Here is a 26,927-nt window from a genome sequence, read left to right on the forward strand (position 1 = left end):
CGCCCGACCATTGCCCGTCGTGCGTGCCACCGCGCCGCACTCTACGGGATTCACACATGGGCGCCTGCACCAATTTAAATCAATAATATCAGAAAGATTCGCTCACCCTGGGCCTGTCGAAGGGTGCGCGCGGCGGTTGGCCAAAGGGCATGCCGCTGGTGCCCAGAGCGGGCGTCGGCGCGCAGGTTTGGCTGACGGCCAACCGCGCTGCGTGCCCATTCCTGCCGGGAATGAAACCTATCGCTTCGGCCTATCTGCTCCCCGCGGCCGACTTGGGCCAATCAGGGGCCACGCCAGACGCGGCGGACACTTTGCCAAACAGGAGATTGCATCATGACCATCAACGGCTTTCAGTTGCACGACGCCAACACCGCCCCCGCCGCTTCGGCGGAGATCCTGAAATCGGTCCAGGCCGGTTGGGGCTTTGTGCCCAACCTCCATCGCATTCTGGCCGAAAGCCCCGCCGCGATCGAAGCCTATGCCACACTGTGGGGCATTGCCGAAAAGACCGGCTTCACACCGCAGGAACGCAATGTGGCCTATCTGGCGATCATCTACGAGAACGAATGCACGTATTGCATGGCCGGTCACACCAACCTGTCGCGCATGGCCAAAGTCGACAATGCGGTGATCACCGCGGTGCGCGATGGCCTGCCGATTGCCGATCCCCGGCTCGAAGCCCTGCGCACTTTTGCAGCGCTGGTCACCCGCAACCGCGGCGTTGTCAGCCAGGATGACGTGGCCGCGTTCAAGGCCGCAGGGTTTACCAACGCCGCCGTGCTCGACGTGCTGGTGCTGGCCGCAACCAAGCTGATCTCGAACTATACCAACCACCTTGCGCAGACCCCGCTCGACGGGTTCATGAAGGGCGCCGAATGGGTCGCGCCCGGCCATTTGCACCCCGCAGCCTGATCCCCGTCCGATGCCGGCCGTCCCGCCCCCTGGCGGGGCGGCCAGCCCGGTTTGCCGATCAAGGGGTCGGCGCGCGCATCGCCGCCGCGACGATATCGGTGAACGCGCGCGCTTTGGCCGATACCAGCCGACCGCCCGGATAGACCGCCCACAGATCGATCGGATCGAGCGTCCATTCGCGCAGCACCGCGCACACCGCGCCCGATGCCAGTTCGGGCGCGAACATCCAGTGCGACGCGATCGTCAGGCCCATGTCGGCCAGCACCGCCGCACGAATGCCCTCTGCGCCGGTGGTCCGCAGCCGACCGGCGACTGCCACCGACACTTCGGTCCCGTCCCGCCGAAAACGCCAGGTGTCCGTCCGGCCCTGCCCATAGATGATGCTTTCATGCTCGGCGAGTTCGGACGGCGTTTTCGGCTCGCCACGGCGATCGAGGTAGGCCTGCGTGGCCAGCACCGATCGCTGGCTCGATCCCAGACGCCGCGCAGTGGCCGACGAATCGCGCAGATCCCCGATGCGCAGCGATACGTCGATGCCTTCCTCGACCAGATCGATATAACGGTCATCGAGCACAAGCTCGACATTCAGACCGGGATGATCGGCCAGGAACGCCGGCAACAGCTTTACCACGTGGAGCCTGGCAAATGTCGCGGCAGTCGAGATCCGCAGCGTGCCGGTCAGGCCCGCGCCTTCGCCGCGCGCGGCCAGTTCGGCTTCATCCGCTTCTTCGATCGATCGGCGTGCCCGCTCGTAAAAGCGCATGCCCGCCTCGGTCGGCGTCAGGCCCCGCGTCGTCCGGGTCAACAGCCGCACGCCAAGCCGATCTTCCAGTTGCGCAATCGTCTTTGAGATCGCGGGCTGTCCGATGTTGAGCTGCCGCGCCGCTGCCGAAAACGATCCGGTATCGATCACCCGGACCAGCGTTGCCATTGCCCCCAGGCGATCCATGCGCGTCTCCCTTGGATGATCGGCGAAGCCTAACCCAATTCATTCCAACCCGGAATAGCGATTATCGCCCCAAGCCCTGATCCGCCCGGACCTTGTTCCGCCTATTGGGGCATCAGCGCCACGCAAGTGGCGGAGCGAGGCACCACACCCAAGCCAGGAACCGTGACCATGACCCTCCAGGACAAACTCGACGCCTTCAAGGCGGATTTCCGCGCCGGCAAGCCACCCTACAACGTGCCACCGGCGGTAATCGCGACGATGGACCGCGCAACCCGCGATCTGATTGCCAGCGGCGCGGCGGAACGCGCGCTCCAGGCGGGCGATTTCGCACCGGACTTCACGCTGTCCGCCCACGACGGCACGCCGGTATCATCGCGCGACCTGCTCGCCCGGGGTCCGCTGATCCTCAGCTTTTACCGGGGGGTGTGGTGCCCTTATTGCAACATGGAACTGCAGGCCCTGCAAGAGGCGCTGCCCGCGTTCCGCGCTGCGGGGGCCAATCTGGTCGCAATCTCGCCACAGACCCGCGCCAACAGCCGCAAGTCGGTGGCGGCCAACGGGCTCGATTTTCCGATCCTGTCGGATACCCACAACACGATCGCCGCGGCATTTGGCCTGCGCTTCACCCTGCCCGACTATCTGGTCGAGCTTTACACCATGCTCAAAAACGACCTTCCCGTCTTCAACGGCGATCCAAGCTGGACTTTGCCGATGCCCGCACGGTTCGTGATCGGGCAGGACGGCATGATCCGTTATGCCGAAGTGAACCCCGACTATACCCGCCGCCCGGAACCCTCCGACATGCTGCCCGCAGTGCGCGCCGCAGCGCTGTCGAAAGCCTGAAGGAGCGCCCGTGATGATAACACGGTTTCGACGATTGGCGAGCGACGAGCTCTGGCTTGGCATGATCGCCTATGAACAGACCGGCAGCGTGTTCGCCATGGCCAGCGCCGTGGCGACCGACCTTGCCGTCCGCACCAGCAACCGGTTCATCAAGACACCCGCACTGCACACCCAACCTCACGCGTAACCGCCCCGTTCCAGTCGCAGCTCCTCGCGATCTGATCTGGACTACCAATTCTTGAAATTATTTATGTCGTGCAAGAGGTAGATTGCGAAACCAGAATGAATGTGGGGAAACTATCCCTCGCCCCCGGCGGGCACCCCACCCAGACAGCCTTCGGTGATCGGGCCACAAGCGCAAATTCATGATATGACAAGCCATGCGCAGAACAAATCGCCTTCAAGAACCAATTGAATGGGCTACGGTGGGGTGGAATTTCCCATCACCTCCACAATGACCTTTCAGTCATTGAAACCGCTGGAGCAGGGAAGGGATTCGAACCACCCAGCGAAGCGGCATGCTGCGCAGCACACAAAAGACTTAGAGGGCTCCAAGAGGTTCGGTCGAACCCTATGGTCGACGACCGAACATTACGGCAACTGGAGCGGGCGAAGGGATTCGAACCCTCGACCCCAACCTTGGCAACGGCCAGGTAAACCAAGGAAATCATGGGGCTAGGCTAGCTGTGGCTAGCACCCGCAAGCACGGAAACACTGGGGTTTAGCAACCCCTGCGTGCCAACTGCGTGCCAACCCCTGACGCCGGCCCGCCGACGCGAACACCGACATTATGAGGCGTTACTGGCGGAGCAGCAAGCCCAGGACGCCGCTCATTCACTGGAGCACCACGATGGCTATGATCCTCAAGCTACCTGTACCTGTGTCTAACAAGAGCAATACCTCCGGATACCAAGCCCCGAAACAGCCGCCCCAGAGCCCTCCTGACATCCATGATTATGTCAGTACACCTACACCCTTCATAGACCGTCTCTGCGTTGTCGTGAAGGTTTCGGACGTGCAGGATGCGGTTGCCATCCATAGCAACATCTGGACCATGACTCAGGCTACTGCGAAGGGTGGTGCCAAGGAGTTGACCAAGACCGGGGGTTACGAGGACCAGTGCTTTGTCCCCGTCGGTAAAAAGCCGGGCGGATATAAGCGAGCTTGGAGGATCATCCTTAAGTCGGTGCCCAACTCAAAATTCTGGCCACACCTGTCATACACCTATGTTGACCACATGGCGTCCAGCCTGCGGATAGACTTCGTGCCCCACGACATCGGCGCACAGGGGCTGTTCGAGCTTCACAGCATCTTGTCGATGATCGTCCCGAACGGCTGGGATTACTTCGTCTGCAACGGGCACATCACCAGGATCGACATCTCTGTCGATCTGCCGACGTTGACGATGAAAAATTTGCACCTGTTGCCCAAGCAGGCGGCAACGACCAAGGTGTGGCGCAGCAATGGCCAGCTGGAGACGTTCCAGCACGGCAAGACCAAAGGCAATCACACCGTCATCTATGACCGCACGGCCAAGCGGAAGGCCAAGGGTACAATGGCACCTGACAAGGTCGGCGTGCGCATCGAGCGCAGGCTCGCAAAGACCAGCATCTTGCTCAAGCACTTGGACATGCTGCCCTGCCCCTATGATGACTTCAGCATGGTCAAGCGCGTCCCTGGCCCGCCTGCGGGGGGCATCAAGCCCTATGTCTGGACGCTGCTCCTGAACTCCGCAGAACATATAGGTCTTCCTGCCGCGCTTGCCTTGCTGCCCGAGGATGCCCGCACGGTCGCACGCAAGCACCTCACCCAGCATATCGTGGCATGGTGGAACGTCGAGGTCATGTGGGACAGCTGGCAGCACATGCTTGGCGACCTGAAGCTCGCAGACACCACGGCTTGGGCCTGAAGAAGAGGAGCTGGTCTGTGAAATTAATTGCAAAACAAATGCGCTCCTTCGATGCGCAGCAGCAGCACACGATGGATTGGAAGTGCGCGCCGGCGACCAAGCTGGAGTCGACCATTGCCGCCTTCAAAGCTGTTCTGCCCGGATGGTGGTTCAGTCTTGGGGAAAGCCAGCTTACAGCGTATGCGTCGTACGCACCGACTGGGGAGAGCGAGCACATCGCACTAATCCCAGTCGATAAGCGTTTCGACAGCGGGTTCCACGCCGATCTTCCGCAGCCAGCTACATTGTCCGCCGCGCTCCTGGATGTGCTGGGGCAAGCTCTGGCAGCCATTCAGGAAGCCGAGGAAGCGGAAGAGGCCTCGACATGACCGCCAACCATCCCAAGCTCAGATCGAGCGGGCGATCAAAAAGGGGATCGGTTGCAAGCCTGTCCGCCCACGTAGGCACGCCTCATCGGCACCATGGTCATTTCGCCGCTGTCAGGCCCGGAGAGGAGTCCCTCACGCCTCTCGGTAAACGCACCACCAGCATGCGGTTCAACTGCTCCTGTGGCGCTCAACAAGACCGGCCTATGTCCCACGTCGCCAACGGCCCAGTGCAATTAACTGCAACTGGAAGCCGTTTGTCCGCACGGACGCCAGTGTGCAACAATCCAGGGCAAACGTCCTGGGTAGGACTAGTTCGTGGACATTCAGGACAGCGAGCAGGTCGTCGCCTATCGTGTTGGTTGGACTCGAAAAACACCGACCGTTCTCAGTTCTTTGAAAGTGCCCTAGGGAGGGGGGAGCCGAGTTTGGATGCCTATTCCAGAATTTGCAGGTGGTGACCGAAAGACATCCGTTGCCGGGGAGCAAAGAATGACCGGGAGCCAGGCGGCACCAGCGCAATGGTCGATCCGCTGAAATGCAAGCAATCATGCGCCGGTGCGGGACACTGCTGGGGATCGCACTGCATGGGCACAAGCTCTGCAATTAATTGCATGGATAGCTTCTCCCTTGTGGCAGCGCCTTCAGCCGTGGACATCATGGTGATGGGTGTGCCGTGGTCGGTATTAGCGACCGCCGCGACCGGATCGACTTGACTTCCCTGGGCAGAACGGACGATCTCTCGCCACATGACCTCCCTTCGTCCAAATCTTGTAAAGCGTATCGACCGGCTTCCAAAACCGACTTCGGTGGCTGCCGCGATGCAGCCCCTGTTCGAGGCCATCAGCAACGCGATACACTCGGTGCAGAGCAAGTTCGGCGAAGCCGTCATGACCGAGGGGAGAATCTTCGTCACTGTGCACACGAATCGCAAGAAGGAAGGCGTATGGGCCACGGTTGAAGACAACGGTCTCGGCTTGGATGACCGCAACTGGGATGGGTTCACCACCACTGACACAGACAACAAGTTGAGCATTGGCGGCAAGGGGGTCGGGCGTCTGCTATGGCTTGACTGCTTCCAACGTGTAGAAGTCCGAAGCGTATTCAAGGATGGCGACACCCTCGCCTGCCGGTCGTTCGAGTTCAAGCTGGCCAACGACGATCAGATTGCCAACCACGTCGTCAGCGAGGCGAGCGACGCTGCGGGTACTTCATTCCATGTGCGTTTCGAGGGGTTGCGGGACAATGGCTACTTTGCACGGTTCCCTGGCCGCGACAGCTTCGTCTTCCAGCACCTGACCTCGCACTTCCTGCCGACGTTCATTGGCGGCAAGTGCCCCGCCGTCACCGTGTACGTCGGGGACGAAACCCGGCACTACCCCGGCGATATTGACAAGATTGTCCACCGGAAAGAGCCTGGGATCGAGCTTGTTACCGAAGAGTATGGGACGCTCCTGCTTACCCTGATGGAATGCGACAAGGTGGCCAGTGCCGACCTCAAGGGGTCGCACTTTGTGCACTTCATCGCACACGACCGCACCGTCTGTTCGCAGAGCATCGACGGCAAGTTGGGCCTTAAGTATTTCGGGACCGGCGAGGATCGCGTATTCCACGCCATCCTGACCGGCGAGTTCCTTGACCAGAACGTCAACCAGGAACGCACTGCGTTCATGTTCGAGGACGTGATTCTCGACCGCATCATCAACGACGTTTGCACCGGCCAGATCGAACGCTTTCTGGCGGAGCCGCTGGCCAAGCTGAGCGATGAGCAACGGGACATCATCCAGGAAATCACTGAATCGTATCCGTCAGTGGCGTTCGGCAGCACCGATGAGCTACAGGCCAAGTTACCCTCTGGTGAGCTCAACAACGACGCGATCTATGGCCACCTGTCGCGCGAGCGGTTCCGGCGCGACCAACGGCAGGCCGAAAAGATTCGCTCCGTGCTCACGCGGCTTAAGGACGGCGCAGTGACGTTGGATTCTTTCACAACTGCCGTCAGCGAGGCCGGTAAGGCTATTGAGGAGGCCGAGCAACGCAGCCTGGCCGAGTACATCGTTCGGCGAAAGGTCGTCCTCGACTTCATCGAAATTCTGTTGGCAAAGGTCCGCGACGACACACGCGACAGCTCATACCAGCGCGAGGACGTGCTGCACTCCTTCATCTGCCCCTTGCGGGTAAACACGCTTGCCGACGGGACGAAGAAGGTAGCGTCCGCCAGTTCGCACGATCTCTGGATCGTCGATGAGCGGCTCACATTCGCGCAATACTTCAGTTCAGACGTGGAATTCAGCACCCTCTCCGCCGCCGCAGAAAGCAGCGACCGACCGGATGTTCTGATCTTCGACTACGTCCACGGGCTTCGGCAAGTGGAAGAGCCGTCGAAGGTGCTTTTGGTCGAGTTCAAGCGGCCTGGGCGGACGAGCTACGCCGACGACGAGAACCCACAGCTTCAGGTGGAACGCTATGTTCGCCAGCTACAGTCGGGGACGATGACCGATGTAAAGGGTCGCCCGATCAAGTTGGATGACCGGACAGTGTTCCACTGCTTCATAGTTGCAGACATCGTCGGTAAGCTGGATGACTGGACATACTCATGGCAGCGGACAGCTGATGGACGTGGCCGCGTGTACCAACCGCGTGATGGCTTTCGTGGGTCGATTGAGCTCGTGGGCTGGGATGCGTTGCTCGGTGACGCAAGGGACCGCAACCAGGCGTTCTTCGATCGCGCCGGCATCAGCGGCAAGAGCTACTTCAGCGCAGACTGACCACAGGCCACTGCACGGCGAGTGGTTGGCGACAACGTAGCGCGTGGCCATGCAAGTCAACTTCTAGGTACTGTCGGCAACCCCACCGTCAGCGCGGCCACGTCACAGCGCATCGCCCGGCAGAGTCTGATCAACGCCACGAACGTCAGGTTGTGTTCGCCGCGCTCGATCCGGCCAACGTAGCTGCGATCCAGTCCAGCCTCATGCGCCAGCCCTTCCTGCGAGAAGCCAAGCTCTCGCCGCCGTGCGCGTATGCGCTGGCCAAGGATGTCGAGGAACGGGTCGGACATACCCGCAGATCGCGGGAGAGGTGACTATCCGTCCACGGCATACTAATCCCATTGTTAACTTTTTCAGGCTATAATCAAAGCCAAAGGAAGGAAACCAAGGCATGACTGATCAGACCAAGCCGACTCTGCCGCTCTCCACAAAGGTGCTGATTTGGATGGCAGCCATACCGCTGGTGGTTCTGCCAGTAATAGGTGCCTGATTGGACAAAGGATTGATATAACGACATGGCCATTTTCAGCCCGATCAACTCACCACTCTATAAATGGCTGGTCCCTGTAGCTATTATTGGTTCCGTAGTGTCCATCTACAATGAGCCACCGAAACCCACTGGCGTTGACGCCTGTTTTCGTCCGGACAACGGCGTGCCTTTCGGACTCAAGGGAAAGCTGGGTGACCAGATCAATGACCCCGCCAGCTTCGAGGCGATCAGCGGCACGCACTTCACACCAAACCATACCTTCATCGTGACGTTTCGTGCCCGCAACGGCTTCGGGGGAATGGTGGTGCAACGCCTGTACGGAAAGATCGACGACAACTGCAACATCAGTGGTGTGGAAGACGACCAGCAGATCGCAGACGAGTTCAAGCAACAATGAAGCTGATGTTTGTCGGTGCAATTAACTGCAAATGCGACGGCGGAAGGGACTGACGAGGGCGAGGACGATCACACTTGAGCGCGCCGATTTACTTGCTCGCACCTCGCCTTTCCCCTTCCCATGACCGGGCACTGAGCTAACGCTTATGGTGGGTTTCAAGATTTCCGACCTCCCTGACAGGAGGTCATATGAACGTCACTACCCCCACTCTCCGCGACCCGTGGCTGGCAAGCAGTTTGATCAACAAGGCGATCCGCCGGGGCGAACACGATCATGCCTTGATGGCAGCCGAGGTGCTGCACCGCCATCGCGGGAAAGGCATCTGGCGGCGGCTTTGCCTGATCGCATACGAAGACATCGGCATAGCAGACCTGGGGTTGGTCCAGCGTGTGACGCAACTCGCAGTCGATCGCGAATACAGGCAGTCGCTGGGTTCCGACCTGGACGTGATCTTCGCGACCGTCACCGACATGGTCGCAGCGGTGAAAGACCGCAGCGCCGACTATCTGATCTGCACCGCGCACGATGGTCGCGACGTTGATGAGTTTCGAGATTGGTGCCGTGGCCAATCCGTCGAAGCCCTGGCTGCCATAGCCGCTGACGTACACGTGCCCCTGGAGCGCCGTGCCACCGCAGCGTGGTGCGCTGTGGCAACGGGCCACGGTCAGTCCTTTTCGCTTGGCGAACCACTGATGGTGTTGCTCGACGCCTTCAGTGACGCTGGGTTGCCATCGAGCCTGATCGAGGCCGTGCTTGTCGCCACCCGGCTGGTGCGGGAACCGATCATTCTGATGCTGCCCATCCTGGCCAGTGCAGTGCGGCAGCTTGGCCTCACGACATCTGTGGTGGAGGTCACCCCGCCACGGGTCATCTTGAGCGGGTCAGTGCCCACATACTGTTGTTGCAGGTTCACGGCGACGGGCAAGGCCGCTATCCGCCGCCTGGTCCTTGAGAACGACAGGGTCAGCAGCACCATCGCTGAGTTCGTCCCCGACTTCCGAGCTGTTGATGTCGCCGCAGTTGCCGCCTTCTATGCGGACGGTGCGCCGATCCGTCGTCGGCTCGACTGGCACCAGTCTTACCCTCTCCAGGATATGGGGGTGCATACGGACATGGAAAAAGTAGGCTGCCCCCGCGATGGGGTTGAACGCATCGCCGCCGTGGTGCGCGACGAATTGGATCACCTCGACGACATCCGCTGCCGATTGCTTGAACGCCGACCAACCCCGCCGCGCAAGCCTGACCTGTTCGGCGGGGAAGCGTGACATGGGGGGCCTAACTCGCGATAACCTTCTCTTATCACGACTCAAAACCGAGGCTGCCAAGGCGCTAGAGGAGCCGCCAGCCGCGAGTGACATTAATTGCACAGGCCACGGGGAGGCGCTCCTGCCCACTGCCGTCGCCGATCTCGTGCGCGACAGTCTGGCAGACAACTCGCGCCGCGCATATGCGTCCGACCTGGCGCGGTTCGCCGCCTGGGGCGGAACTATCCCGGCGACAGACATGGTCATTGCGGCGTACCTCACCGCACATGCCGATACGCACGCAGCGGCGACACTGGCGCGGTGGCTGGCGTCCCTTGCCAAAGCTCACCGTGCGTCCGGGCACCAAGACCCGACATGTAGCGAACTGGTGCGCTCGGTCCTGCGTGGCATCCGACGCAGGTACGGTTCTGCGCCAGACCAGGCCAAGCCACTGCTGCGCGAAGACCTGATGTTGGCACTGGACGCAATCGGCAGCGGCATGAAAGCGGCGCGTGATCGTGCGCTGCTGTTGATCGGTTTTGCGGGCGGGTTCAGGCGTTCGGAGCTTGTCGCGCTGGACTTCGCCGACATCGAGCATGTGCGGCAGGGCGTGGTGCTCACCATCCGGCGCTCCAAAACCGACCAGACCGCCAACGGACGCAAGATCGGTGTGCCATATGCACGGGGCCGTCACTGCCCGGTCGCCAGTCTCGACGATTGGCTTGCACTGGCCGACATCACCGCAGGCCCCGTGTTCCACCCGGTTGATCGTCATGGCCGGATCGCACCCAGCCGCCTGTCAGGCGAGGCTGTATCGCTGGTGGTGAAGGAACGGCTGGCCGCTATCGGGATCGACCCTGCCCACTATTCCGGCCACAGCTTGCGCGCAGGGTTCGCCACCAGTGCGGTGCAAGCAGGAGCATCGTCATGGAAGGTGCGTCAGATGACCGGCCACGCCAGCGACGCCATGCTTGCCCGGTACGTGCGTGACGGCGAGCTGTTCATCGACAATGCGGCAGGCGCGACGCTGTAGTTGCATGCAGTTCGTGCTTGAAATCTCGCCGCCTATGCCCCAGCGTGAGGGTCCCTCGGCATGAGGTTCTTCACCGCAGCGATGCGACACGGTTCGTCCATGTTCGTTTATGCTGTTGCGTGGCGTCACGGTGACTGGCTGACAGTGACTATGATGCTTTCTTGGTTGGTGACTGGCGCGTAGCGCAAGGCAGCCGGGGGTAGTGTGAGGAACCCACGATATGAAAAAGCGCAAGTTTTTTCGTAACTGTGGCCTCGTCCTAGGTTTGGCAGTTAAGGTGTCTAAAGCGGCATACTGGCTCGTGAAACTCTGGGATGAGGTCACCAACTACTGTGCGCGACCTTTATCAGACCAAGTTTCGGCTCAAGGCGGACACATGGATCTATGTGCCAAGCGAAGCTGGGCGGGTGCGCGGCAAGGAGATCAAGACTGCCATCGAAGGCCGCTGGAAATGCCCCGGCAACTTCTATCATCTGCTTGACGGAGGCCATGTCGCCGCTGCGCGCAGACATCGTGATGCCCCCTATGTGGCGTCGCTCGATCTGCGACGCTTCTTCGACCAGGTTACGCGCTCCAAGGTTCACCGTGCCCTGAAACGGCTTGGTTTGCCCCAACCAGATGCTTGGGCAGCAGCTTGCGACAGCACAGTAGATAAGTCGCCGCCGCAGCACAGGTACAGCATTCCGTTTGGGTTCGTCCAATCCCCATTGATCGCGTCGCTGGTCTTCGCGCAGTCGCGCCTGGGCAAGGCCATTGGGGCACTCAGGGGGAGAGGCATCGAAGTCACAGTATACGTGGACGATATAACCCTCTCGGGCGAGTCGCTCGCCCACTTGGCTGATGGGATGGACAACTTGCGGAGCGCCGCAGCCGCCTCCGGGTTCTGCTTCAATGAGGAGAAGACCCGGCCACCAGCCGCCCAGACTGTCGGCTTCAATATCGAGTTTGGGTCAGGGAAAATGGCCTTGGTTGCCGAACGACTTGCCCAGTTCGCAGCCGCCCTGGAAACCGGCAGCCTTGAACAGATTGAAGGTATCCTCGGCTACATTCGCAGCGTGTCGGTTGATCAGCATTCAGAACTGATGGGTGTCGATGGCTGACAACGCCAGCCTGCCGCTTGCGCTGTTGTGCGGGATGTCGGCCGAAGTGCAATCAATTGCACTGGGCAGAGTGACTTGAGTGGATCGGTTCGCCTGCTACGATGATGTGATGGGGGCACAGCCAAGCAATTTCAGTTTTCTGGCGAGTCGCAGCCCCCAACTGGCCAAGCTGGGCGCGCTGGCAGAACGGTACTTCCTGAATGACCCGCCCGGTACGCTAATCAAGCTGCGCCAGTTTGCCGAGTTCACGGCGAAAGAGATCGCCGCGCAACATGCGTTGTTGCCGTCGTCATCTGCGAGCTTCGATGATGTCCTGCGGTCACTGAAGGCACGGTCGGTGTTGCCGCAGCAAGCCGCTGACTATTTCCATCACCTGCGCCAGGTCGGCAACCGCGCCGCCCACGAGGACCACGGCACCAGCCACGATGCGCTGCATGCACTCAAGATCGCCCGCGCCATCGGCATCTGGTATCACCAGACCTATGAGGGGCAGCCGAAGTTCAAACCCGGCCCGTTCGTTCCACCAAGCCCGCCCGTTGATGCAACCGAGGGCCTGAAAGCCGAACTGGCCGAACTGCGGCAGGCGGTCCAGGCAAGCACTGACGCCGAGGCCAAGGCCCGTCTTGCCGCTCAACAGGTCGAGGAAGACCGCGCGCGCCTGGCCGAGCAAGTGGCAGCAGAAGCTGAACAGCGGGCGTTCTGGGAACAGTACGCCGCCGAAACCGAGAAGGCGCTGCGCTCCGCCGAAAAGACTCTGGCCGCTACCCAGGCCGAGGCCGAGAAGGCCGAACCCAAGCAGCTCGATCTGCTCGCCCAGCTCGCTGCGCGCATGACCGACGATGCGGAGGTCGATGAAGCTACCACGCGGGTTCTGATTGACGAACACCTGCGCGGAGCTGGGTGGGAAGTTGACAGTACGGTTATGCGCCACGCTGCCGGCGTCCGTCCAAAGGCTGGCAAGGCGATGGCCATAGCCGAATGGCCGACCGCAAGCGGTCCGGTTGACTATGCCTTGTTCATCGACGGCAAGTGCGTCGGCGTGATCGAGGCCAAGCGGCAGTTCAAGGACGTGCCCGGTCGCCTGGGCCAGTCCAAGCGATACGCGCGCGGCATAAGGCTCGCTGCCGACGAGGTTGTAGAAGGCAGCCCCTGGACGAACGGCGATGACCAATTCGTCGTGCCCTTCCTGTTCGTCACCAATGGCCGGCCCTATGTGAAGCAGTTGGCGAGCAAGTCGGGCATCTGGTTCTGGGATGCACGCACCGACACTCCGCCCCGCGCATTGTCGGAATGGTTTAGCCCCCGCGACCTGACCGAGAAGCTACAGCAGGCAGTCGGCCAACCCGTCGACCAGATCGCCGAGCAAGAACTCGGCGTGTCCGGCCTGCGCCCATACCAGAAGGCTGCTGTCCAGGCCGTCCGTGAAGCCGTTGCGCGGGGGCAGGATCATATCCTGCTCGCCATGGCCACAGGCACCGGCAAGACCCGCCTCGCCATTGCACTGATGTACGAACTGCTGAAGACCAAGCGGTTCCGGCGCATCCTGTTCCTGGTCGATCGCACCGCCCTGGGCCGCCAGACGCTCGACGCCATGAGTACCACCGACACCATCGGCTTCTTGAAGTTCGATGAAGTGTTCGGTGTTGCAGACCTGGCCAAGAAATTCCCGGAAGCGTCCGACCGTGTGCAGGTCGCCACGGTGCAGGCGCTGGTCAAGCGGGTGTTCGACGATGATGATGCGGGCAGGCCTACGCCGGGCACGTATGACCTGATCATCGTTGACGAGGCGCACCGGGGCTACACGCTCGACGCCGAACTGCGCGAGGAAGACCTCGGCTTCCGCAACCTGGATGACTACTTGTCCGCCTATCGCCGGGTGCTGGACTACTTCGACGCAACCAAGGTGGCGTTGACCGCGACCCCTGCTTTGCACACCAGGCAAATCTTCGGCGGGCCCGTGTTCCACTATGGCTACCGCCAGGCCGTGATCGACGGTTGGCTGATTGATCATCGCCCGCCGCGCCGGATCACGACGGCGTTGAGCAAGACCGGCATCACTTTCACGCCCGGCGAAGAGGTCAACATCATCGACCCGAGGACCGGGCAGATCGACCTCTTTGGCCTGGAGGATCAGGTCGATTTCGAGGTCGCTGAGTTCAACAAGAAGGTCTACACGCACCCCTTCAACCGGGCTGTGGCCGACGCCATCGCGCTCGAATGTCCGCCCACCGAACCCGGCAAGACTCTGATTTTCGCGGCGCGTGACGATCATGCCGACATCCTGGTCGAGGAACTGATCAACGCCCTGACCGAGGAATACGGGCCCCAGGCGCACGATCTGGTCGAGAAGATCACCGGCTCAGTCGATAAGCCGCTCGACCGGATCAAGGTGTTCAAGAATGACCCGCGCCCCAAGTATGTCGTGACCGTCGATCTGCTCACCACCGGCATCGACGTGCCCGCCATCACCAACTTGGTGTTCGTGCGCCGGGTCAACAGCCGCATTCTGTATGACCAGATGATCGGGCGCGCGACGCGCCGCTGCGACGAGATCGGCAAGGAATACTTCCGCATCTTCGACGCCGTGGACATCTACGCCAACCTGCAAGAATTCACCGACATGCGTCCGGTGGTGGTGAACCCCAGCCTCAGCTTCGCCACGCTGCTGCAAGACCTGGAGCGCGCGCCGGAAGAGGACCGCACTTACGTGCGCGACCAGATCGTCGTGAAGCTGCGCCAGCGGTTGAAGCATGTTACAGGCGACATGCGCGCCACGCTGGAACAGGTGCTGGGTGACCTCACCAGGCTGCCCGATCAGCTCATCGGCAAACCCCCAGCCGATACCCTGGCGCTGTTCTCACAGCACCCGCAGCTCGCGGCCATCCTCGACAAGGCCGGAAGCGCGACAAAGGGCACAGGCGTTTTCATATCCGAACATGACGACGAGCTGCTGTCGGTCGAGGACGATTTCGGCACGGCAGCCAGCCCCGCCGATTACATCGAGAGCTTCGAGACCTTCGTGCGGAGCAACATGAACGCCGTGCCCGCCATGATCGCCGCGACCCAGCGCCCGCGTGAGCTGACCCGCAAGGAGCTGAAGGAACTGGCGGTATTGCTCGACAAGGAGGGCTTTTCTGAAGCCAGTCTGCGCCGCGCCTATGGCAGCACGCGCAACGCCGACATCGCCGCGCACATCATCGGCTTCATTCGCCAGGCCGCGCTGGGCGACCCACTGGTGCCCTATGCAACCCGCGTCGAAAACGGCGTCAATACCATCATCGCCAGCCGTGACTGGACCACCAAGCAGCGGCAGTGGCTGCAACGCATCACCCGCGTCCTGAAGGACCAGCCGGTTGGTGACCCCGAAATCCTGGCCGATCCACTGTTTGCGCAACACGGTGGCTTTGAAACGGTCGACCTGGTGTTCGATCATCGGCTAGGGGACGTGCTCAAAGACCTCAACGCAGCGATCTGGGACAGCGGCAGGGCCGCATAGTGAAAGTCTGAAATGAACCCCTCTGGCGATCTCGTGAACAAGCTCTGGCGGTTGTGCGCCCTGCTCCGCAAGGATGGCGTGACCTATCAGCAGTACGTTACCGAGCTAACTTACCTGCTGTTCCTCAAGATGGCGTCCGAGCAAAAAGACGAGACCCGCATTCCCGAGCAATACCGCTGGTCGGCGTTGAAGAGGTCCAGCGAGACGGATGTGCTTCAGCTCTACAAGCGGATGCTGATCGACCTTGGCGATGCGACCAAGGTAGGCGACCGCTCGATTGTCGCCATCTTTCAGAACGCCGCCACCGTCATCCGCACGCCTGCGAACCTGCGCCAGCTCATCGACGCGATCGACGGCCTGCACTGGTTCAGCGAAGAGCGTGACGCCTTCGGCGATGCCTATGAAGGGCTGCTCCAGCGCATGGCGGAAGAGACCAAGCGGGGTGCGGGCCAGTATTTCACTCCGCGCGTGCTGATCGAGGCCATGGTCGGCCTGATGCAGCCCCAGCCGGGCGAGATCATTCAGGACCCAGCAGCGGGCACAGGTGGCTTCCTGATCGCGGCCAATCAATACATGAAGGCTCGGACGGACGACTACTTTGAGCTGTCGAACCGACTGAAAGTGTTCCAGCTTCAAGATGCCCTGCGCGGACTGGAAAACGTGCCTGACACCTATCGGCTGTTACAGATGAACCTGCACTTGCACGGCATCGACCCCAATAATCTCGACCTTGCGGACTCGCTGTCACCCGCTGGCCAGGCCCCGAAGTTCAAGAATGCCGACCTGATCCTGACCAACCCACCGTTCGGCCCCGCTGGTGGTCCACCGACGCGCGACGATCTGACCATCACCGACCGCGTGTCGTCCTATCAGTTGCCGTTCGTGGAACACTGCATCCGCGCTCTGCGTCTGGGCGGTCGTGCGGCGGTGCTGGTGCCCGACAACGTGCTGTTCGACGACGGCAGAGGCAAGGCGCTGCGCCAGATGCTGATGAACAGGTGCAACCTGCACACCATCCTGCGCCTGCCGATCGGCTTGTTCTATGCGCAGGGGGTCAAGACCAACGTCATCTTCTATACTCGCGCCAACGACGAAGCCCCCACGACAGACGCGACCAAGGCCGTTTGGATTTATGATGCCCGGTCGAACGTGCCGACCTACGGCAAGACTAGCCCCTTCAAGGCGTCCGATCTCGCCGACTTCATTGCCGCATTCGGTGATGATCCGTTCGGCGAAGCCCCACGCAAGGATCAGGGCGAAGAAGGTCGCTTCCGCTGCTTCACGCGCGACCAGATCGCCGCGCGCAACGACAACCTCGACATCACCTGGCTCAAGGACACCAGCGGTGATCCCGAGGACGGGCTGGATACTCCGGAGGACATTGCCTCGGCGATAGAGGCCCATCTTTTGGCTGCACTGGTGGAGGTGCGCGCGCTGGTGGATGAACTCGGTGAGGGTGTGACTCTTGATGCCGAACTGGAGGCAGCAGAGTGATACTACCGCAGGGGTGGGTCGAGGCCACGATCGGTTTGATAGCTACCATCAATCCTAAGCACCCCGCCGACACCGACAGGGAGCGACAGATTTCGTTCGTACCGATGCCTGCGGTAGACGAGCATCTTGGTGCGATTACCTCAGCCTCCGAGCGACCGCTGGCCGAAGTATGGGCTGGTTACACACACTTTGCTGACGGTGATGTGATCTTTGCCAAGATCACGCCATGTATGGAGAATGGCAAGGCAGCGATCGCCCGCAACCTGTCTAATGGCATGGCGTGTGGCTCGACCGAGTTTTACGTGTTTCGCCCCGCAGAAGGCGTATCTGCCGACTACCTATGGCGGTTCCTGCGGCAACCCTCTTTCCGTGCGGAAGCCGAGATGCACATGAGTGGTGCGGTTGGGCAGAGGCGTGTGCCTCGGGACCACCTGGAGCGGCACAGCATCCCACTTCCCCCAACAGCCGAACAACACCGCGTTGTCGCGAAGTTGGATACCCTGACCGCCGCCTTGGCCCGAGCCCGCGCCGAACTGGATCGGGTCTCCGTGCTGGCGGAACATCTACGGCAATCGTCCGTCATTTCGGCGTTTCGGGGTGAACTGACCGCTCAGTGGCATAACGGCCATCCCGACGATGTCACGGCCACCCCTGCTGATCTTGCGCGCGCATACGAGGCGACAACAGGTCAACCGCGACGCAAGCCCGCCGCCGAGATCGACTGGCAGCCCGAGGTGGGTATCCCGGCGCACTGGCGATGGGTGTCGGTAGACGAGGTGCTCGGCGTTGTTCAGTATGGCACTTCCGCCAAGACGGACGACGACAACGAAGGCGTGCCGGTCCTTCGCATGGGCAATATCCAACGGGGCGAACTGGACTGGGGAAGTCTGAAGTACCTGCCACACGATCACAGCGAGTTCCCCGACCTGTATCTCGAACCGGGCGACGTGCTGTTCAACCGGACCAACAGCTACGAGCTTGTCGGCAAGAGCGCAGTCTTCGAGGGGCATGGTGGACCTGCGTCCTACGCCTCCTACCTCATCCGGCTGCGGTGTTCGGCAATCCTGCCGGACCTGTTTGTCCGCTATCTGAACTCGCCGTTCGGGCGCGCTTGGGTCGATCAAGTTGCCAGCCAACAAGTGGGGCAGGCGAACGTGAACGGCTCAAAGCTCAAGGCGTTGGGTATCCCGTTGCCGCCCGCCGGAGAGCAAGCAGAAATGTCTCGGTTGCTGTCGGTAGCTTTCTCCCGTGCCGATCGGCTGGAAGCTGAGGCCATGCGCGCCCGCGCCCTGCTCGATCGGCTGGAAGCGGCAACCCTCGCTAAGGCGTTCCGGGGTGAACTGGTCCCCCAGGACCCCGCTGACGAGCCCGCCAGCGCGCTCCTGGCCCGTATCCGCGCTCAGCGTGCCGTTGCGCCCAAGGCAAAGCGAGGCCGGAAGGCCAGGGAGGTTGCATGAGACGGCAATACTGGGTTGACTGTCAGTGCATTCCTCAGGGCGTACTAGTGGCCAGTCTCAGCCGTTCTTGCGTGCACCAACAAAGATGCCTGTTAGCACCATGCCGACAAGGCCAATAACAGTAGTTGCCGTACTGCCGACAAGGAACTGAAGCACGCTGTCTGGAAGGTTGAAGTTGCGCAACTTGAAGCCATGGAACGTAACAAGGAGTGCGACCACCCCGCAATAGACGCACATGAACACAAATGCCCGATTTGCCATCGGCTTGATTAGGCTGTCGAGCGTTTCAATAGTGCGAACACTTTTGCGCAGCGCGTCGAGCTGCTCCTTGAGTTCTGCGTTCTCGTCGCCAAGCCTACTGAGTGCCAGGCGGAGCTGTTCGGAGCTGACTGTTACGTCACTCGGGAGATGGACGGGGGTGGTTGGTGCCCTGTCGATGTCCCCAACCGTGATCTCTGGTAGGTCAGGAGCGTCCGGCAAGGGCAAGCTCGATGAAATGCTGCTGGATGTCAGCTTCGCTCAGGGGGGCGTTCTGGCCTTTACCGAAGTACGCATTGCTCCAGGGCGTGCCCTCTTGGTGCGTCATCCGAGACAATTCCGACCCGGTGAAGGAGCCATAGCGATCCCATACGTGTTGGATCACGCTGGTCTCACCGGGAGCCAGATCAGCCTCAAAGGGTTGACCTTCGTTGTCACACAGCAGCCGGGTCTTCCTATCGCTCCCGAAGTCGCGCAGATGGTTCCAGATCGTGCGATACACAGGGCCACCATCCCAGGCCTCAACCCTGGCACCAGTCAGCGGCTCCCGGTTGATCGCGAGGTTCCACCCGTTCGCGATATACACGAGCTTCTGCAACCACATCTGATTGAACGGCCTGTTGCCATTGAGCTTTATGAACTCATTGGCAATGGCCCGAGGGTCATAGCGGGGCATGGCGGTGTCTCCGTTCCCTATATGAGCCATACCACCTCGCGCTGCAAGGAGGCAAACGACTCATTTTAGATGGCCGCCTTGGCGTTGATCTGCATGCTCAGCGCGCGCACCTCTGCACGCAGGGCCTCGATCTCTTGGCCCTGAGCGCGCACAGCCTGCTGCCAGCCCGCATCACCATTGCTGCCGTGTGAAGCTGGGTCAGCGACAGCTTCGAGCAGGAAGCTGTACTCTAGCCTCGCAGTGATCTCTGCATTCAGGGAGCGCCTGTTGGCCTTGGCGGCACCTTCAACAGCCCGGCGCAGGTCCATCGGCAGCCGCAGTTTCATGTCAGGGGAAATGTCGATCATGGGGCAGCAATGCCCCACTAAGGGGTGGACATCAAGTCGAATCAAGACTACCCATAATGGGGTACTTATGACCCATGGAGGCAGAATTGAAGCAACACGATGTCAAGGTCCGCCTGTCTGAGGATGTGCGGGCAAGACTCCTCGATAGCGCCCGCGCCAACAGCCGGTCTTTGAACGGCGAGATCAACTTCCATCTCAAGATGGCGATGCACGAGGATTCCTTCGATCGGAACCAACACGATTCCGCACCCCCGTCAAAAACCTGACGTGGCCTTGCTCGAATAGCGCAGATCACGGCGCTAGTCGGTCGTATGCCTCCGCCCAAGCCAACAGGACCAAGGAGTTGATGAGATGTCATCAGCAACAGTCGATCTGCTGCCTGAGCAGAAAAATAACAAGAAATCCTTTCTACAGATGGTAGCGATCCAATCAATAAAAAGCCTACCTGAGGTAAAGTTTCTCTTCACGGAACATCAAGTCGCGAATTTCTTCGGCGTATCCGTATTCACCGTACAACGACTACGCAAAAACGGGAAGATTGGCTCCTGCATGATAGCAGGTAAGGCACAATACACGTCAGAACACATCAACGGTTATATTGAAAAGGTGGGCACATCTTCATGCAAGACGAACGCTTTGCAATCGGCGACCACTGGCTTACCCAACGGCCAGGCTCAGGAACCTGGTACGCAACCTGGTACGAAACCGAAACCCGACAAACACGCCGACGTTCTCTTGGCACAGAAGATTTTCGGCAAGCCCAGCTGAAGCTCGCCGAGTATGTCACGAAGTACGCCGAAATACGGCATGCAAAGATCGACGAGATCACCCTGGCAAAGGTGCTCGTGCGCTATTGGCATCAGCATGCGTGCAACCTGCCATCCAAGGACACTGCCCGCTTCGCGTTGTTGCTGTGGACTGAGTTTTGGGGTGACACAACCATCGCCGGGCTGACTGTCCCCCGACAGAAGAAGTTCATCGAGTGGCTCAAGGCAAGGGGGTACAGGAACTCCAACGTCTCGCGCTTGCTATCCGTTGGTCGCGCGGCTGTGAACTTTGCCTGGAAGAACCAGGAGATCGTGTCAGCGCCCTTCATTCGCGACATTCAAGACCGGAGCGATGCGCAGGAAAGGCGCAGGCTTGACCCCGACGAGATGCGCCGCCTGCTGATCGCAGCCCAGGCGTGGCCTCACGTCTATGTCTTTTGCATCATCATGCTGAACACTTTGGCTCGACCCGATGCTGTGTTCGACCTGCGACCTGATCAAGTCGGACTCACCGACCGAGTGATCGACCTCAACCCCAAGGGCCGTCCGCAGACCAAAAAGCGTAGGCCGATCGTACCAATCACAAACACGCTGCTGCCGTTTATGCAGGCACAGGCAGTGCCGCGTTTCGTTATGTGGCGCGGCAAGCCGATCAAGACCGTCAAAAAGACGTTCAAGCTGATCGTGAAGGAGGCAGGACTGTCCGAGGACATAGTTCCATACAGCCTGCGTCATACCATGGCGGTGGAGCTGAGGCGACGCGGCGTGCCTGCATGGGAGGTCGAAGGCTTCCTGGGTCATAGAAGGCCTGGAGTGACAGAAACTTACGCGCACTTCGCTCCAGATTACCTGGGCCACGGAAGCGCCGCGATAGACGCCTATTTCGCAGACCTGAGCATCGAGTTGCCTGTGCCTAGCACGATCTGCGTGCCAACTGCGTGCCACCCGTCGAACAGGGAAACCCTGCCGACTCTCACATTCCTCAATCAAATCAAGGATGTAACTGGAGCGGGCGAAGGGATTCGAACCCTCGACCCCAACCTTGGCAAGGTTGTGCTCTACCCCTGAGCTACGCCCGCTCGTGCGTTGCGCCGAACCTGTGCAATTCCCTTGGAAATGCGCCGTTCGGCTGGGGTGAGGCGGGCAAATAACGGCGATGGTGCGACCGCGCAACCCCCCAAATGCACTTTCTTTGCACAATCATGCGTCGGCGCCGGTTTGCGGCGTGGTTGTGCGCCCACTGGTACCATTGCCACTTGTCGAATGGCCCCGTCATCCCACATGGTGCGCTCAGACCAAATGCGGATCCGCCCCGATCCCGCCCCCATTCGCCTGGAGACACACGTGGCAAGCCTTGGCCTCTCGCTCGACGAACAGAAAGCCGTAGACCGGTTCCGCAAGACGGTGGTCGAGCCATCGATGACCAAGCTTGTGATTCTCGACTTCTGGGCGGAATGGTGCGGGCCGTGCAAGGCCTTGACCCCGCTGCTGGAAAAAGTCGCCGCAGACTATGCCGACAAGGGCGTGGTGCTGGCCAAGATCAATGTCGATGAAGACCAGTTCATTGCCGCGCAGTTCCAGATCCGGTCGATCCCCACGGTCTATGCGATGTTCCAGGGACAACCGGTTGCCGATCTGACCAACGCCCGCAGCGAATCGCAGTTGAAGCAGGTGCTCGACCAGATTCTGGCGCAAGTGCCGGTGCAGCCGGGCGACGAACCGCCGCTCGACCTGCCGCCGATGCTGGCAATGGGCGAAGACGTGCTGGCCTCTGGCGATGCCGAACAGGCGGTCGCGGTGTTTGCGCAGATCATCGAACTGGCGCCCGACAGCGCCGCCGCGCACGGCGGGCTGATCCGCGCGCTGCTGGCGGCGGGGCACAAGGACGAGGCCGCCGCCGCGCTGGCCGAACTTGATCCCAAGCTGGCCGATGATCCCGCGCTGGCACAGGCCCGCGCCGCGCTGGCGCTGGCCGAAGATGCCCCCGAAGCCGATGAGCTGGTCGCCCTGCGCGCTGCTGTCGCCGCCGATCCCGAAGACATGGCGGCCGGGCTGGCGCTGGCCAACGGGCTCTATGCCGCGGGCGATCGCGATGGCGCAGCGGCCATCCTGCTGGCGCTGGTGGCCAGGGACCGCACCTGGAACGAAGGTGCCGCGCGCACCCGGCTGTTGCAGATCTTTGAAGCGATCGGGCTGGAAGACCCCTGGGTGGCGGCGACACGGCGCAAGCTGTCAACCGTGCTGTTCGGGTAACCCCGATGGCGATCGAGCGGCTATCGATCTTTCCGCTGGCCGGGGCCTTGCTGTTCCCCGGCCTGCAATTGCCATTGCGCATTTTCGAGCCGCGCTATCGCGCCATGGTGTCCGATGCGCTGGCGCGCGATCAGCGCATCGCGATGATCCAGCCGCAGGCGATGGGCGAAGGCGCGCCGCTGTTCCGTGTCGGCTGTGTGGGCAAGATTGCCGATGTCGAAGCGCTGGACGATGGGCGCTACAACATCGTGCTGACCGGCATTGCGCGGTTTCGCGTGCTGCGCGAACTCGATGTGACCACCCCGTTCCGGCAGGTCGAAGCAGAGCTGATCGACGAGCCCGAGACCCAGGCCCTGAGCGCGATCGAGCGCGCCGGGTTCGAGCGCGAGGCGCGCAGCTTTGCCACCGCGCAAGGCTATGCGGTGGATTGGGATTCGGTGGGCAAGCTGGACGATGCCGCGCTGATCAACGGCGTCGCCCAGATCGCGCCGTTCGACCTGGCCGCCAAACAGGCGCTGCTGGAGGCGCACACGCTGGCCGCGCGGTGTGAACTGCTGATCCAGTTGATGCAGTTTTTTGGACGACGTGATCGCGACGACGGACAAGTGACGTTGCAATGAACCTCAGAACAACTGGCCCTTGATCCCGTCGATCACGAATTGCGCGGCGAGCGCGGCCAGCAACACACCCAGCAGGCGCGTAACCACCGCCTCGATCTGCGCGCCGAGCAGGCGGATGATCGGGCGGGCGGCGACCATCGCGGCAAATGCCATGACCATCACCATCGCCAGCGCGGCCAGGATCACCGCCATTTCGGTGGCGCCATGCGCGCGGGCGGTCAGCAGCATGATCGAGGCGATCGAGCCGGGGCCCGCAAGGATCGGCATGGCCATCGGAAACACCGCAACATCCTTCACCACCGGGCGTGAGGCCTTGACCGCCTCGGCGCGTTCGCTGCGGCGTTCGGTGTTGCGATCGAGCACCATGTCGAGCGCCAGCAGAAACAGCATGATCCCGCCCGCGATGCGAAAACTGTCGAGTTCGATATGCATCGCCGCCAGCAATTGTGCGCCAAACAGCGCAAAGCCGACCAGAATGCCCGCCGCGATCACCGCCGCGCGCAGCGCCATGCCCGTCGCCTGACGCTGCGTCGCATCGGCGACCAGTCCCGCATAGATCGGCGCGCAGCCGGGCGGATCGATCACCACAAACAGCGTGATGAAGGCCGACAGGAACAATTGCACCAGCATTCAGCGCGGCCCTGCCGCCGTTGCACGGTCGAGCACGACCTGCATCGCCCCGGCCTGCCAGATCCACACCCGCAGCGCGCGCGATCCATCGGGCATCACGGTGCTGCGCCAGACCAGTGATCCGTCGACCGAGCGCCCGTCGCGGCTGTCTGCCCCGGCGGGCGCCGGTGGCGGGCCGGGCATCGGCGTATCACGCGCCGGGCAATCGGCCACTTTGCCGGTGATCCAGTCGGGCGCGGGCGGCTTTGCCGCCAACGGCGCGGCATCGGCCAGCAGCCATTTGAAATCGAGCTTTTTCTGGCGCTGCCACACCAATGCGAACCAGCCGCCCTGCCACAGCCCCGTGCTGACCCCGAAGGTGCCGTCGCACGAAGCCCAGACATTGGCCACCTGGCGATCGACGAACCATGCGGCGGCATCATGGGTCTTGAGCCAGGTCCGCGCCGGGGTGCGCACCGGATCGATCAGTTCGGCGCTGTCGAGCGCCATGGCGACCAGCGCGGCATTGGCGCCCTTGTCGTGCACGCGGTGCGCCAGTGCGCTTTCCGCTGCGACCAGTTCGCCGGGATTGCCCAGCGGGGTCAGGCCCTGGCGCGCAAGCGCGACGCCCGGCAACGCGGCCAGCGCGGCAAGCACTGCAAAAAACCGCAAGACTCCCCTCTCCTTCAGGGGAGGTATCGGGGGTGGGGCCCCTCCCCACGCACCGAGCCAAACGGACAGGCCCCGCCACAACCCCGCCCCTGAAGGGGAGGGGCTAGCGATGGCCCGATCAGATGGCATCATCCGCCAGATCCAGCCCGGCGTTGCGGAATGCGGCGACCAGCGCATTGCGCAACAGCACGGCAATCGTCATCGGCCCGACGCCACCGGGCACCGGGGTGATCGCCCCGGCAATGGCCGACGCTTCGGCAAAATCGACATCGCCGACCAGCCGCGTCTTGCCCGGTTCGGTCCCTGCGACGCGGTTGATACCAACATCGATCACCGTGGCACCGGGCTTGATCCAGCTACCCTTGACCATTTCCGGCCGCCCCACGGCGGCCACCACGATATCGGCGCGGCGTACCACCTCGGCCAGATCGCGCGTGCGGCTGTGCGCGATCGTCACCGTGCAACTTTCGGCCAGCAGCAATTGCGCCATCGGCTTGCCGACGATGTTCGAGCGCCCGATCACCACCGCGTTGAGCCCCGACAGGCTGCCCAGCCGGTCTTTGAGCAGCATCAGGCACCCCAGCGGGGTGCACGGCACATAGCCGGGCTGACCGACCGCCAGCCGACCGGCGTTGATGACGTGAAAGCCATCGACATCCTTGTCGGGGCTGATTGTCGCAATCACCGTCTGTTCGTCGAGATGCGTGGGCAGCGGCAATTGCACCAGAATGCCGTCCACCGCCGGATCGGCGTTGAGCGCCTCGACGAGCGCAAGCAGTTCGGCCTGGGTGGCATCGACCGGCAGGCGGTGTTCAAAGCTGGCCATGCCCGCCTCGACCGTCGCCTTGCCCTTGGAGCGGACATAGACCTGGCTGGCCGCGTCTTCGCCCACCAGCACCACCGCCAGCCCGGCCTTGCGCCCCGTGCGCGCGGTGAAATCGGCCGCCAGCGTGGCAATCCGGCCGCGCAGATCGAGCGCGAAGGCTTTGCCGTCGATAATGTCTGCCGCCATTGTTCAATACCCCGACTGGGCAAGGCCCGACAACAGGATCGACACCAGCCGCAGCCCGACGATCAGCACCATCGGCGAAAAGTCGATCGCGCCGGTGCTGGGCATGGCGCGGCGGATCGGCCCGAGCAGGGGTTCCAGAAACACGCTGAGCCCGCGATAGATCTGCATCACCGCATCGTTGCGGGTGTTGATCACGTTGAAGGCGATCAGCATGCCGATCACGAACTGGATGATCACCACCCAGCTCACCACGCTGATCAGATAGTTGACCATCGTCAGAAGGGTATAGAGCAGCACGTCAGGCTTCCTTCGGCTCTGCGCGAATGAGCGTACCGGCCCCGCGCGTGGTGAACACTTCGAGCAACATGGCATGCGGCACGCGGCCATCAAGCACAACCGCCGCTTCGCACCCGGCCTCGACCGCGTGGACGCAGGTTTCCAGTTTGGGGATCATCCCCCCACTGATCGTGCCGTCTTCGGCCAACCGCGCGATATCGGTCGGGGTCAGGTCGGTCAGCAGCGACTTGTTCTTGTCGAGCACGCCCGGCACATCGGTCAGCAGGAACAGGCGCGAGGCGCCCAGCGTGGCCGCGATCGCGCCCGCCATCGTATCGGCATTGATGTTGTAGGTGCAGCCGTCTTCACCCACCCCGATCGGCGCGATCACCGGGATCATGCCCGCCGCGCTGGCGGTGTGGATGATGGTGGGATCGATCGCCGAGGGTTCGCCGACAAAGCCCAGATCGACCGACAACTGATCCCCGCTTTCGGGATCGATGATGGTCTTTTCCACTTTGGTGGCAGTGATCAGCCCGGCATCCTTGCCCGAAATGCCCAGCGCCTTGCCCCCGGCGGCGGCGATCCAGCTTACCAGTTCCTTGTTGATCCGGCCGCACAGCACCATTTCGGCAATGTCGGCGGTGGCCGCATCGGTTACCCGCAAACCATCGACAAAGCGCGATTCGATGCCCAACTTTTTCAGCATGGCGCCGATCTGCGGCCCGCCACCATGCACCACCACCGGGTTGATGCCGATCGCCTTCATCAGCACCACGTCCTGCGCAAAATCCTGTTGCGCGGCGGGGTCACCCATTGCGTGGCCGCCATATTTCACCACGAACGTCTTGCCCGCATAGCGCTGCAGATAAGGCAGCGCCTCGATCAGGGTTTCCGCCTTGTCGAGCATCGACTGGCGATAGACGTCGTGGGTGTCGATATTGGTAGCCATGATGGTCCGCGCCATTACCCGTTTGCGT

At 61.7% G+C, this 26,927-nt stretch carries 28 protein-coding genes, 1 tRNA gene and 1 pseudogene; 18 read left to right on the top strand and 12 right to left on the bottom strand.

The features are described 5' to 3' along the window. Nucleotides 1–333: 333 nt before the first annotated feature. Complete coding sequence (locus AQZ49_RS14360; RefSeq protein ID WP_067616833.1) at nucleotides 334–912, top strand: carboxymuconolactone decarboxylase family protein; 579 nt, start codon at nucleotides 334–336, stop codon at nucleotides 910–912. Between the two features lie 58 nt (nucleotides 913–970). Here AQZ49_RS14360 and AQZ49_RS14365 read toward each other — a convergent pair whose 3' ends face one another. Further along, on the bottom strand, nucleotides 971–1,861 hold the full coding sequence (locus AQZ49_RS14365; RefSeq protein WP_067616834.1) for a LysR family transcriptional regulator: 891 nt from the start codon (nucleotides 1,859–1,861) through the stop codon (nucleotides 971–973). 168 nt (nucleotides 1,862–2,029) lie between these two features. Here AQZ49_RS14365 and AQZ49_RS14370 point away from each other — a divergent pair, with 168 nt between their 5' ends. From AQZ49_RS14370 to AQZ49_RS14380, 4 genes are all read left to right on the top strand, one after another. Continuing rightward, complete coding sequence (locus tag AQZ49_RS14370) at nucleotides 2,030–2,704, top strand: peroxiredoxin-like family protein (RefSeq protein ID WP_067616835.1); 675 nt, start codon at nucleotides 2,030–2,032, stop codon at nucleotides 2,702–2,704. 13 nt (nucleotides 2,705–2,717) lie between these two features. Next, nucleotides 2,718–2,891: a hypothetical protein gene (locus AQZ49_RS22355; RefSeq protein WP_156428312.1), complete on the top strand. Its 174-nt coding sequence runs from the start codon at nucleotides 2,718–2,720 to the stop codon at nucleotides 2,889–2,891. 663 nt (nucleotides 2,892–3,554) lie between these two features. Next, the gene (locus AQZ49_RS14375) at nucleotides 3,555–4,613 is read left to right on the top strand and encodes a hypothetical protein (protein WP_156428313.1); all 1,059 of its coding nucleotides are present in this window, start codon (nucleotides 3,555–3,557) and stop codon (nucleotides 4,611–4,613) included. A gap of 17 nt (nucleotides 4,614–4,630) precedes the next feature. Further along, complete coding sequence (locus AQZ49_RS14380; protein ID WP_156428314.1) at nucleotides 4,631–4,981, top strand: hypothetical protein; 351 nt, start codon at nucleotides 4,631–4,633, stop codon at nucleotides 4,979–4,981. Between the two features lie 433 nt (nucleotides 4,982–5,414). Here AQZ49_RS14380 and AQZ49_RS22360 read toward each other — a convergent pair whose 3' ends face one another. After that, on the bottom strand, nucleotides 5,415–5,729 hold the full coding sequence (locus AQZ49_RS22360) for a hypothetical protein (protein WP_156428315.1): 315 nt from the start codon (nucleotides 5,727–5,729) through the stop codon (nucleotides 5,415–5,417). Here AQZ49_RS22360 and AQZ49_RS14385 point away from each other — a divergent pair. After that, the gene (locus tag AQZ49_RS14385) at nucleotides 5,728–7,746 is read left to right on the top strand and encodes an ATP-binding protein (RefSeq protein WP_197411052.1); all 2,019 of its coding nucleotides are present in this window, start codon (nucleotides 5,728–5,730) and stop codon (nucleotides 7,744–7,746) included. The genes AQZ49_RS22360 and AQZ49_RS14385 overlap by 2 nt on opposite strands. A 56-nt stretch (nucleotides 7,747–7,802) precedes the next feature. Here the strand turns inward: AQZ49_RS14385 and AQZ49_RS14390 are convergent, their stop codons facing one another. Next, nucleotides 7,803–8,036, bottom strand: coding sequence for a helix-turn-helix domain-containing protein (locus AQZ49_RS14390; protein ID WP_067616839.1), 234 nt, complete (start codon nucleotides 8,034–8,036; stop codon nucleotides 7,803–7,805). 225 nt (nucleotides 8,037–8,261) lie between these two features. Here AQZ49_RS14390 and AQZ49_RS22365 point away from each other — a divergent pair, with 225 nt between their 5' ends. The 7 genes from AQZ49_RS22365 to AQZ49_RS22595 all read left to right on the top strand — a co-directional run bounded on the left by AQZ49_RS22365 (nucleotide 8,262) and on the right by AQZ49_RS22595 (nucleotide 18,457). Beyond that, nucleotides 8,262–8,633 carry a hypothetical protein gene (locus tag AQZ49_RS22365; protein WP_156428316.1) on the top strand — a complete coding sequence of 124 codons (372 nt, stop codon included), beginning with the start codon at nucleotides 8,262–8,264 and terminating at the stop codon, nucleotides 8,631–8,633. 188 nt (nucleotides 8,634–8,821) lie between these two features. After that, nucleotides 8,822–9,898 (top strand): hypothetical protein, encoded by a 1,077-nt coding sequence (locus tag AQZ49_RS14400; RefSeq protein WP_067616841.1) that lies wholly within the window; start codon nucleotides 8,822–8,824, stop codon nucleotides 9,896–9,898. Nucleotides 9,899–10,043: 145 nt separating this feature from the next. Further along, entirely contained in the window at nucleotides 10,044–10,910 is an 867-nt protein-coding gene (locus AQZ49_RS14405; RefSeq protein WP_231739244.1) for a site-specific integrase, read from the top strand. Between the two features lie 332 nt (nucleotides 10,911–11,242). Beyond that, entirely contained in the window at nucleotides 11,243–12,010 is a 768-nt protein-coding gene (locus tag AQZ49_RS14410; protein WP_067616843.1) for a reverse transcriptase domain-containing protein, read from the top strand. Between the two features lie 79 nt (nucleotides 12,011–12,089). After that, a complete protein-coding gene (gene hsdR / locus AQZ49_RS14415; RefSeq protein WP_197411053.1) occupies nucleotides 12,090–15,506 on the top strand; it encodes a type I restriction-modification system endonuclease in 3,417 nt (1,138 codons plus the stop codon). Nucleotides 15,507–15,518: 12 nt separating this feature from the next. After that, on the top strand, nucleotides 15,519–17,000 hold the full coding sequence (locus AQZ49_RS14420) for an HsdM family class I SAM-dependent methyltransferase (RefSeq protein ID WP_067616844.1): 1,482 nt from the start codon (nucleotides 15,519–15,521) through the stop codon (nucleotides 16,998–17,000). Further along, nucleotides 16,997–18,457: a restriction endonuclease subunit S gene (locus AQZ49_RS22595; RefSeq protein ID WP_067616845.1), complete on the top strand. Its 1,461-nt coding sequence runs from the start codon at nucleotides 16,997–16,999 to the stop codon at nucleotides 18,455–18,457. The genes AQZ49_RS14420 and AQZ49_RS22595 overlap by 4 nt, the downstream gene beginning before the upstream one ends. A gap of 57 nt (nucleotides 18,458–18,514) precedes the next feature. On the opposite strand, the gene AQZ49_RS14430 is transcribed toward AQZ49_RS22595, so the two are convergent. The 3 genes from AQZ49_RS14430 to AQZ49_RS14440 form a co-directional block, all read right to left on the bottom strand. Beyond that, entirely contained in the window at nucleotides 18,515–18,937 is a 423-nt protein-coding gene (locus AQZ49_RS14430) for a hypothetical protein (RefSeq protein ID WP_231739245.1), read from the bottom strand. Then, nucleotides 18,921–19,391, bottom strand: coding sequence for a Panacea domain-containing protein (locus AQZ49_RS14435; protein WP_197411054.1), 471 nt, complete (start codon nucleotides 19,389–19,391; stop codon nucleotides 18,921–18,923). Before AQZ49_RS14435 ends, AQZ49_RS14430 begins: the two co-directional genes overlap by 17 nt. A 65-nt stretch (nucleotides 19,392–19,456) precedes the next feature. Beyond that, complete coding sequence (locus AQZ49_RS14440) at nucleotides 19,457–19,738, bottom strand: Arc family DNA-binding protein (protein WP_067616849.1); 282 nt, start codon at nucleotides 19,736–19,738, stop codon at nucleotides 19,457–19,459. 74 nt (nucleotides 19,739–19,812) lie between these two features. Between AQZ49_RS14440 and AQZ49_RS14445 the strand changes: the two genes are divergently transcribed. The 3 genes and pseudogenes from AQZ49_RS14445 to AQZ49_RS23025 form a co-directional block, all read left to right on the top strand. Beyond that, nucleotides 19,813–20,004 carry an Arc family DNA-binding protein gene (locus AQZ49_RS14445; RefSeq protein ID WP_067616852.1) on the top strand — a complete coding sequence of 64 codons (192 nt, stop codon included), beginning with the start codon at nucleotides 19,813–19,815 and terminating at the stop codon, nucleotides 20,002–20,004. A gap of 85 nt (nucleotides 20,005–20,089) precedes the next feature. Then, the gene (locus AQZ49_RS22860; RefSeq protein WP_231739246.1) at nucleotides 20,090–20,506 is read left to right on the top strand and encodes a helix-turn-helix domain-containing protein; all 417 of its coding nucleotides are present in this window, start codon (nucleotides 20,090–20,092) and stop codon (nucleotides 20,504–20,506) included. A gap of 386 nt (nucleotides 20,507–20,892) precedes the next feature. After that, nucleotides 20,893–21,285: pseudogene (locus AQZ49_RS23025) on the top strand (tyrosine-type recombinase/integrase); the annotation flags it as partial. 224 nt (nucleotides 21,286–21,509) lie between these two features. Here AQZ49_RS23025 and AQZ49_RS14460 read toward each other — a convergent pair. Then, nucleotides 21,510–21,584, bottom strand: a tRNA-Gly gene (locus AQZ49_RS14460). Nucleotides 21,585–21,849: 265 nt separating this feature from the next. Here AQZ49_RS14460 and AQZ49_RS14465 point away from each other — a divergent pair. Both AQZ49_RS14465 and AQZ49_RS14470 read left to right on the top strand, forming a co-directional pair. Next, on the top strand, nucleotides 21,850–22,758 hold the full coding sequence (locus tag AQZ49_RS14465; protein ID WP_082701812.1) for a tetratricopeptide repeat protein: 909 nt from the start codon (nucleotides 21,850–21,852) through the stop codon (nucleotides 22,756–22,758). 5 nt (nucleotides 22,759–22,763) lie between these two features. Further along, entirely contained in the window at nucleotides 22,764–23,378 is a 615-nt protein-coding gene (locus tag AQZ49_RS14470; RefSeq protein WP_067616868.1) for an LON peptidase substrate-binding domain-containing protein, read from the top strand. A 3-nt stretch (nucleotides 23,379–23,381) separates the two neighbouring features. Here AQZ49_RS14470 and AQZ49_RS14475 read toward each other — a convergent pair whose 3' ends face one another. The 5 genes from AQZ49_RS14475 to argB all read right to left on the bottom strand — a co-directional run bounded on the left by AQZ49_RS14475 (nucleotide 23,382) and on the right by argB (nucleotide 26,899). Next, nucleotides 23,382–24,005, bottom strand: a complete 624-nt coding sequence (locus AQZ49_RS14475; RefSeq protein WP_067617177.1) for a MarC family protein — start codon at nucleotides 24,003–24,005, stop codon at nucleotides 23,382–23,384. A 3-nt stretch (nucleotides 24,006–24,008) separates the two neighbouring features. Beyond that, nucleotides 24,009–24,659, bottom strand: coding sequence for a hypothetical protein (locus AQZ49_RS14480; protein ID WP_156428318.1), 651 nt, complete (start codon nucleotides 24,657–24,659; stop codon nucleotides 24,009–24,011). A gap of 118 nt (nucleotides 24,660–24,777) precedes the next feature. Then, on the bottom strand, nucleotides 24,778–25,671 hold the full coding sequence (gene folD / locus AQZ49_RS14485) for a bifunctional methylenetetrahydrofolate dehydrogenase/methenyltetrahydrofolate cyclohydrolase FolD (RefSeq protein ID WP_067616871.1): 894 nt from the start codon (nucleotides 25,669–25,671) through the stop codon (nucleotides 24,778–24,780). Nucleotides 25,672–25,674: 3 nt separating this feature from the next. Further along, nucleotides 25,675–25,968, bottom strand: a complete 294-nt coding sequence (locus AQZ49_RS14490; RefSeq protein WP_067616874.1) for a YggT family protein — start codon at nucleotides 25,966–25,968, stop codon at nucleotides 25,675–25,677. A 1-nt stretch (nucleotide 25,969) separates the two neighbouring features. Beyond that, a complete protein-coding gene (gene argB, locus AQZ49_RS14495; protein ID WP_197411067.1) occupies nucleotides 25,970–26,899 on the bottom strand; it encodes an acetylglutamate kinase in 930 nt (309 codons plus the stop codon). Nucleotides 26,900–26,927 lie beyond the last annotated feature (28 nt).

It is taken from the genome of Novosphingobium sp. FSW06-99, assembly GCF_001519065.1.
Lineage (GTDB): Bacteria > Pseudomonadota > Alphaproteobacteria > Sphingomonadales > Sphingomonadaceae > Novosphingobium.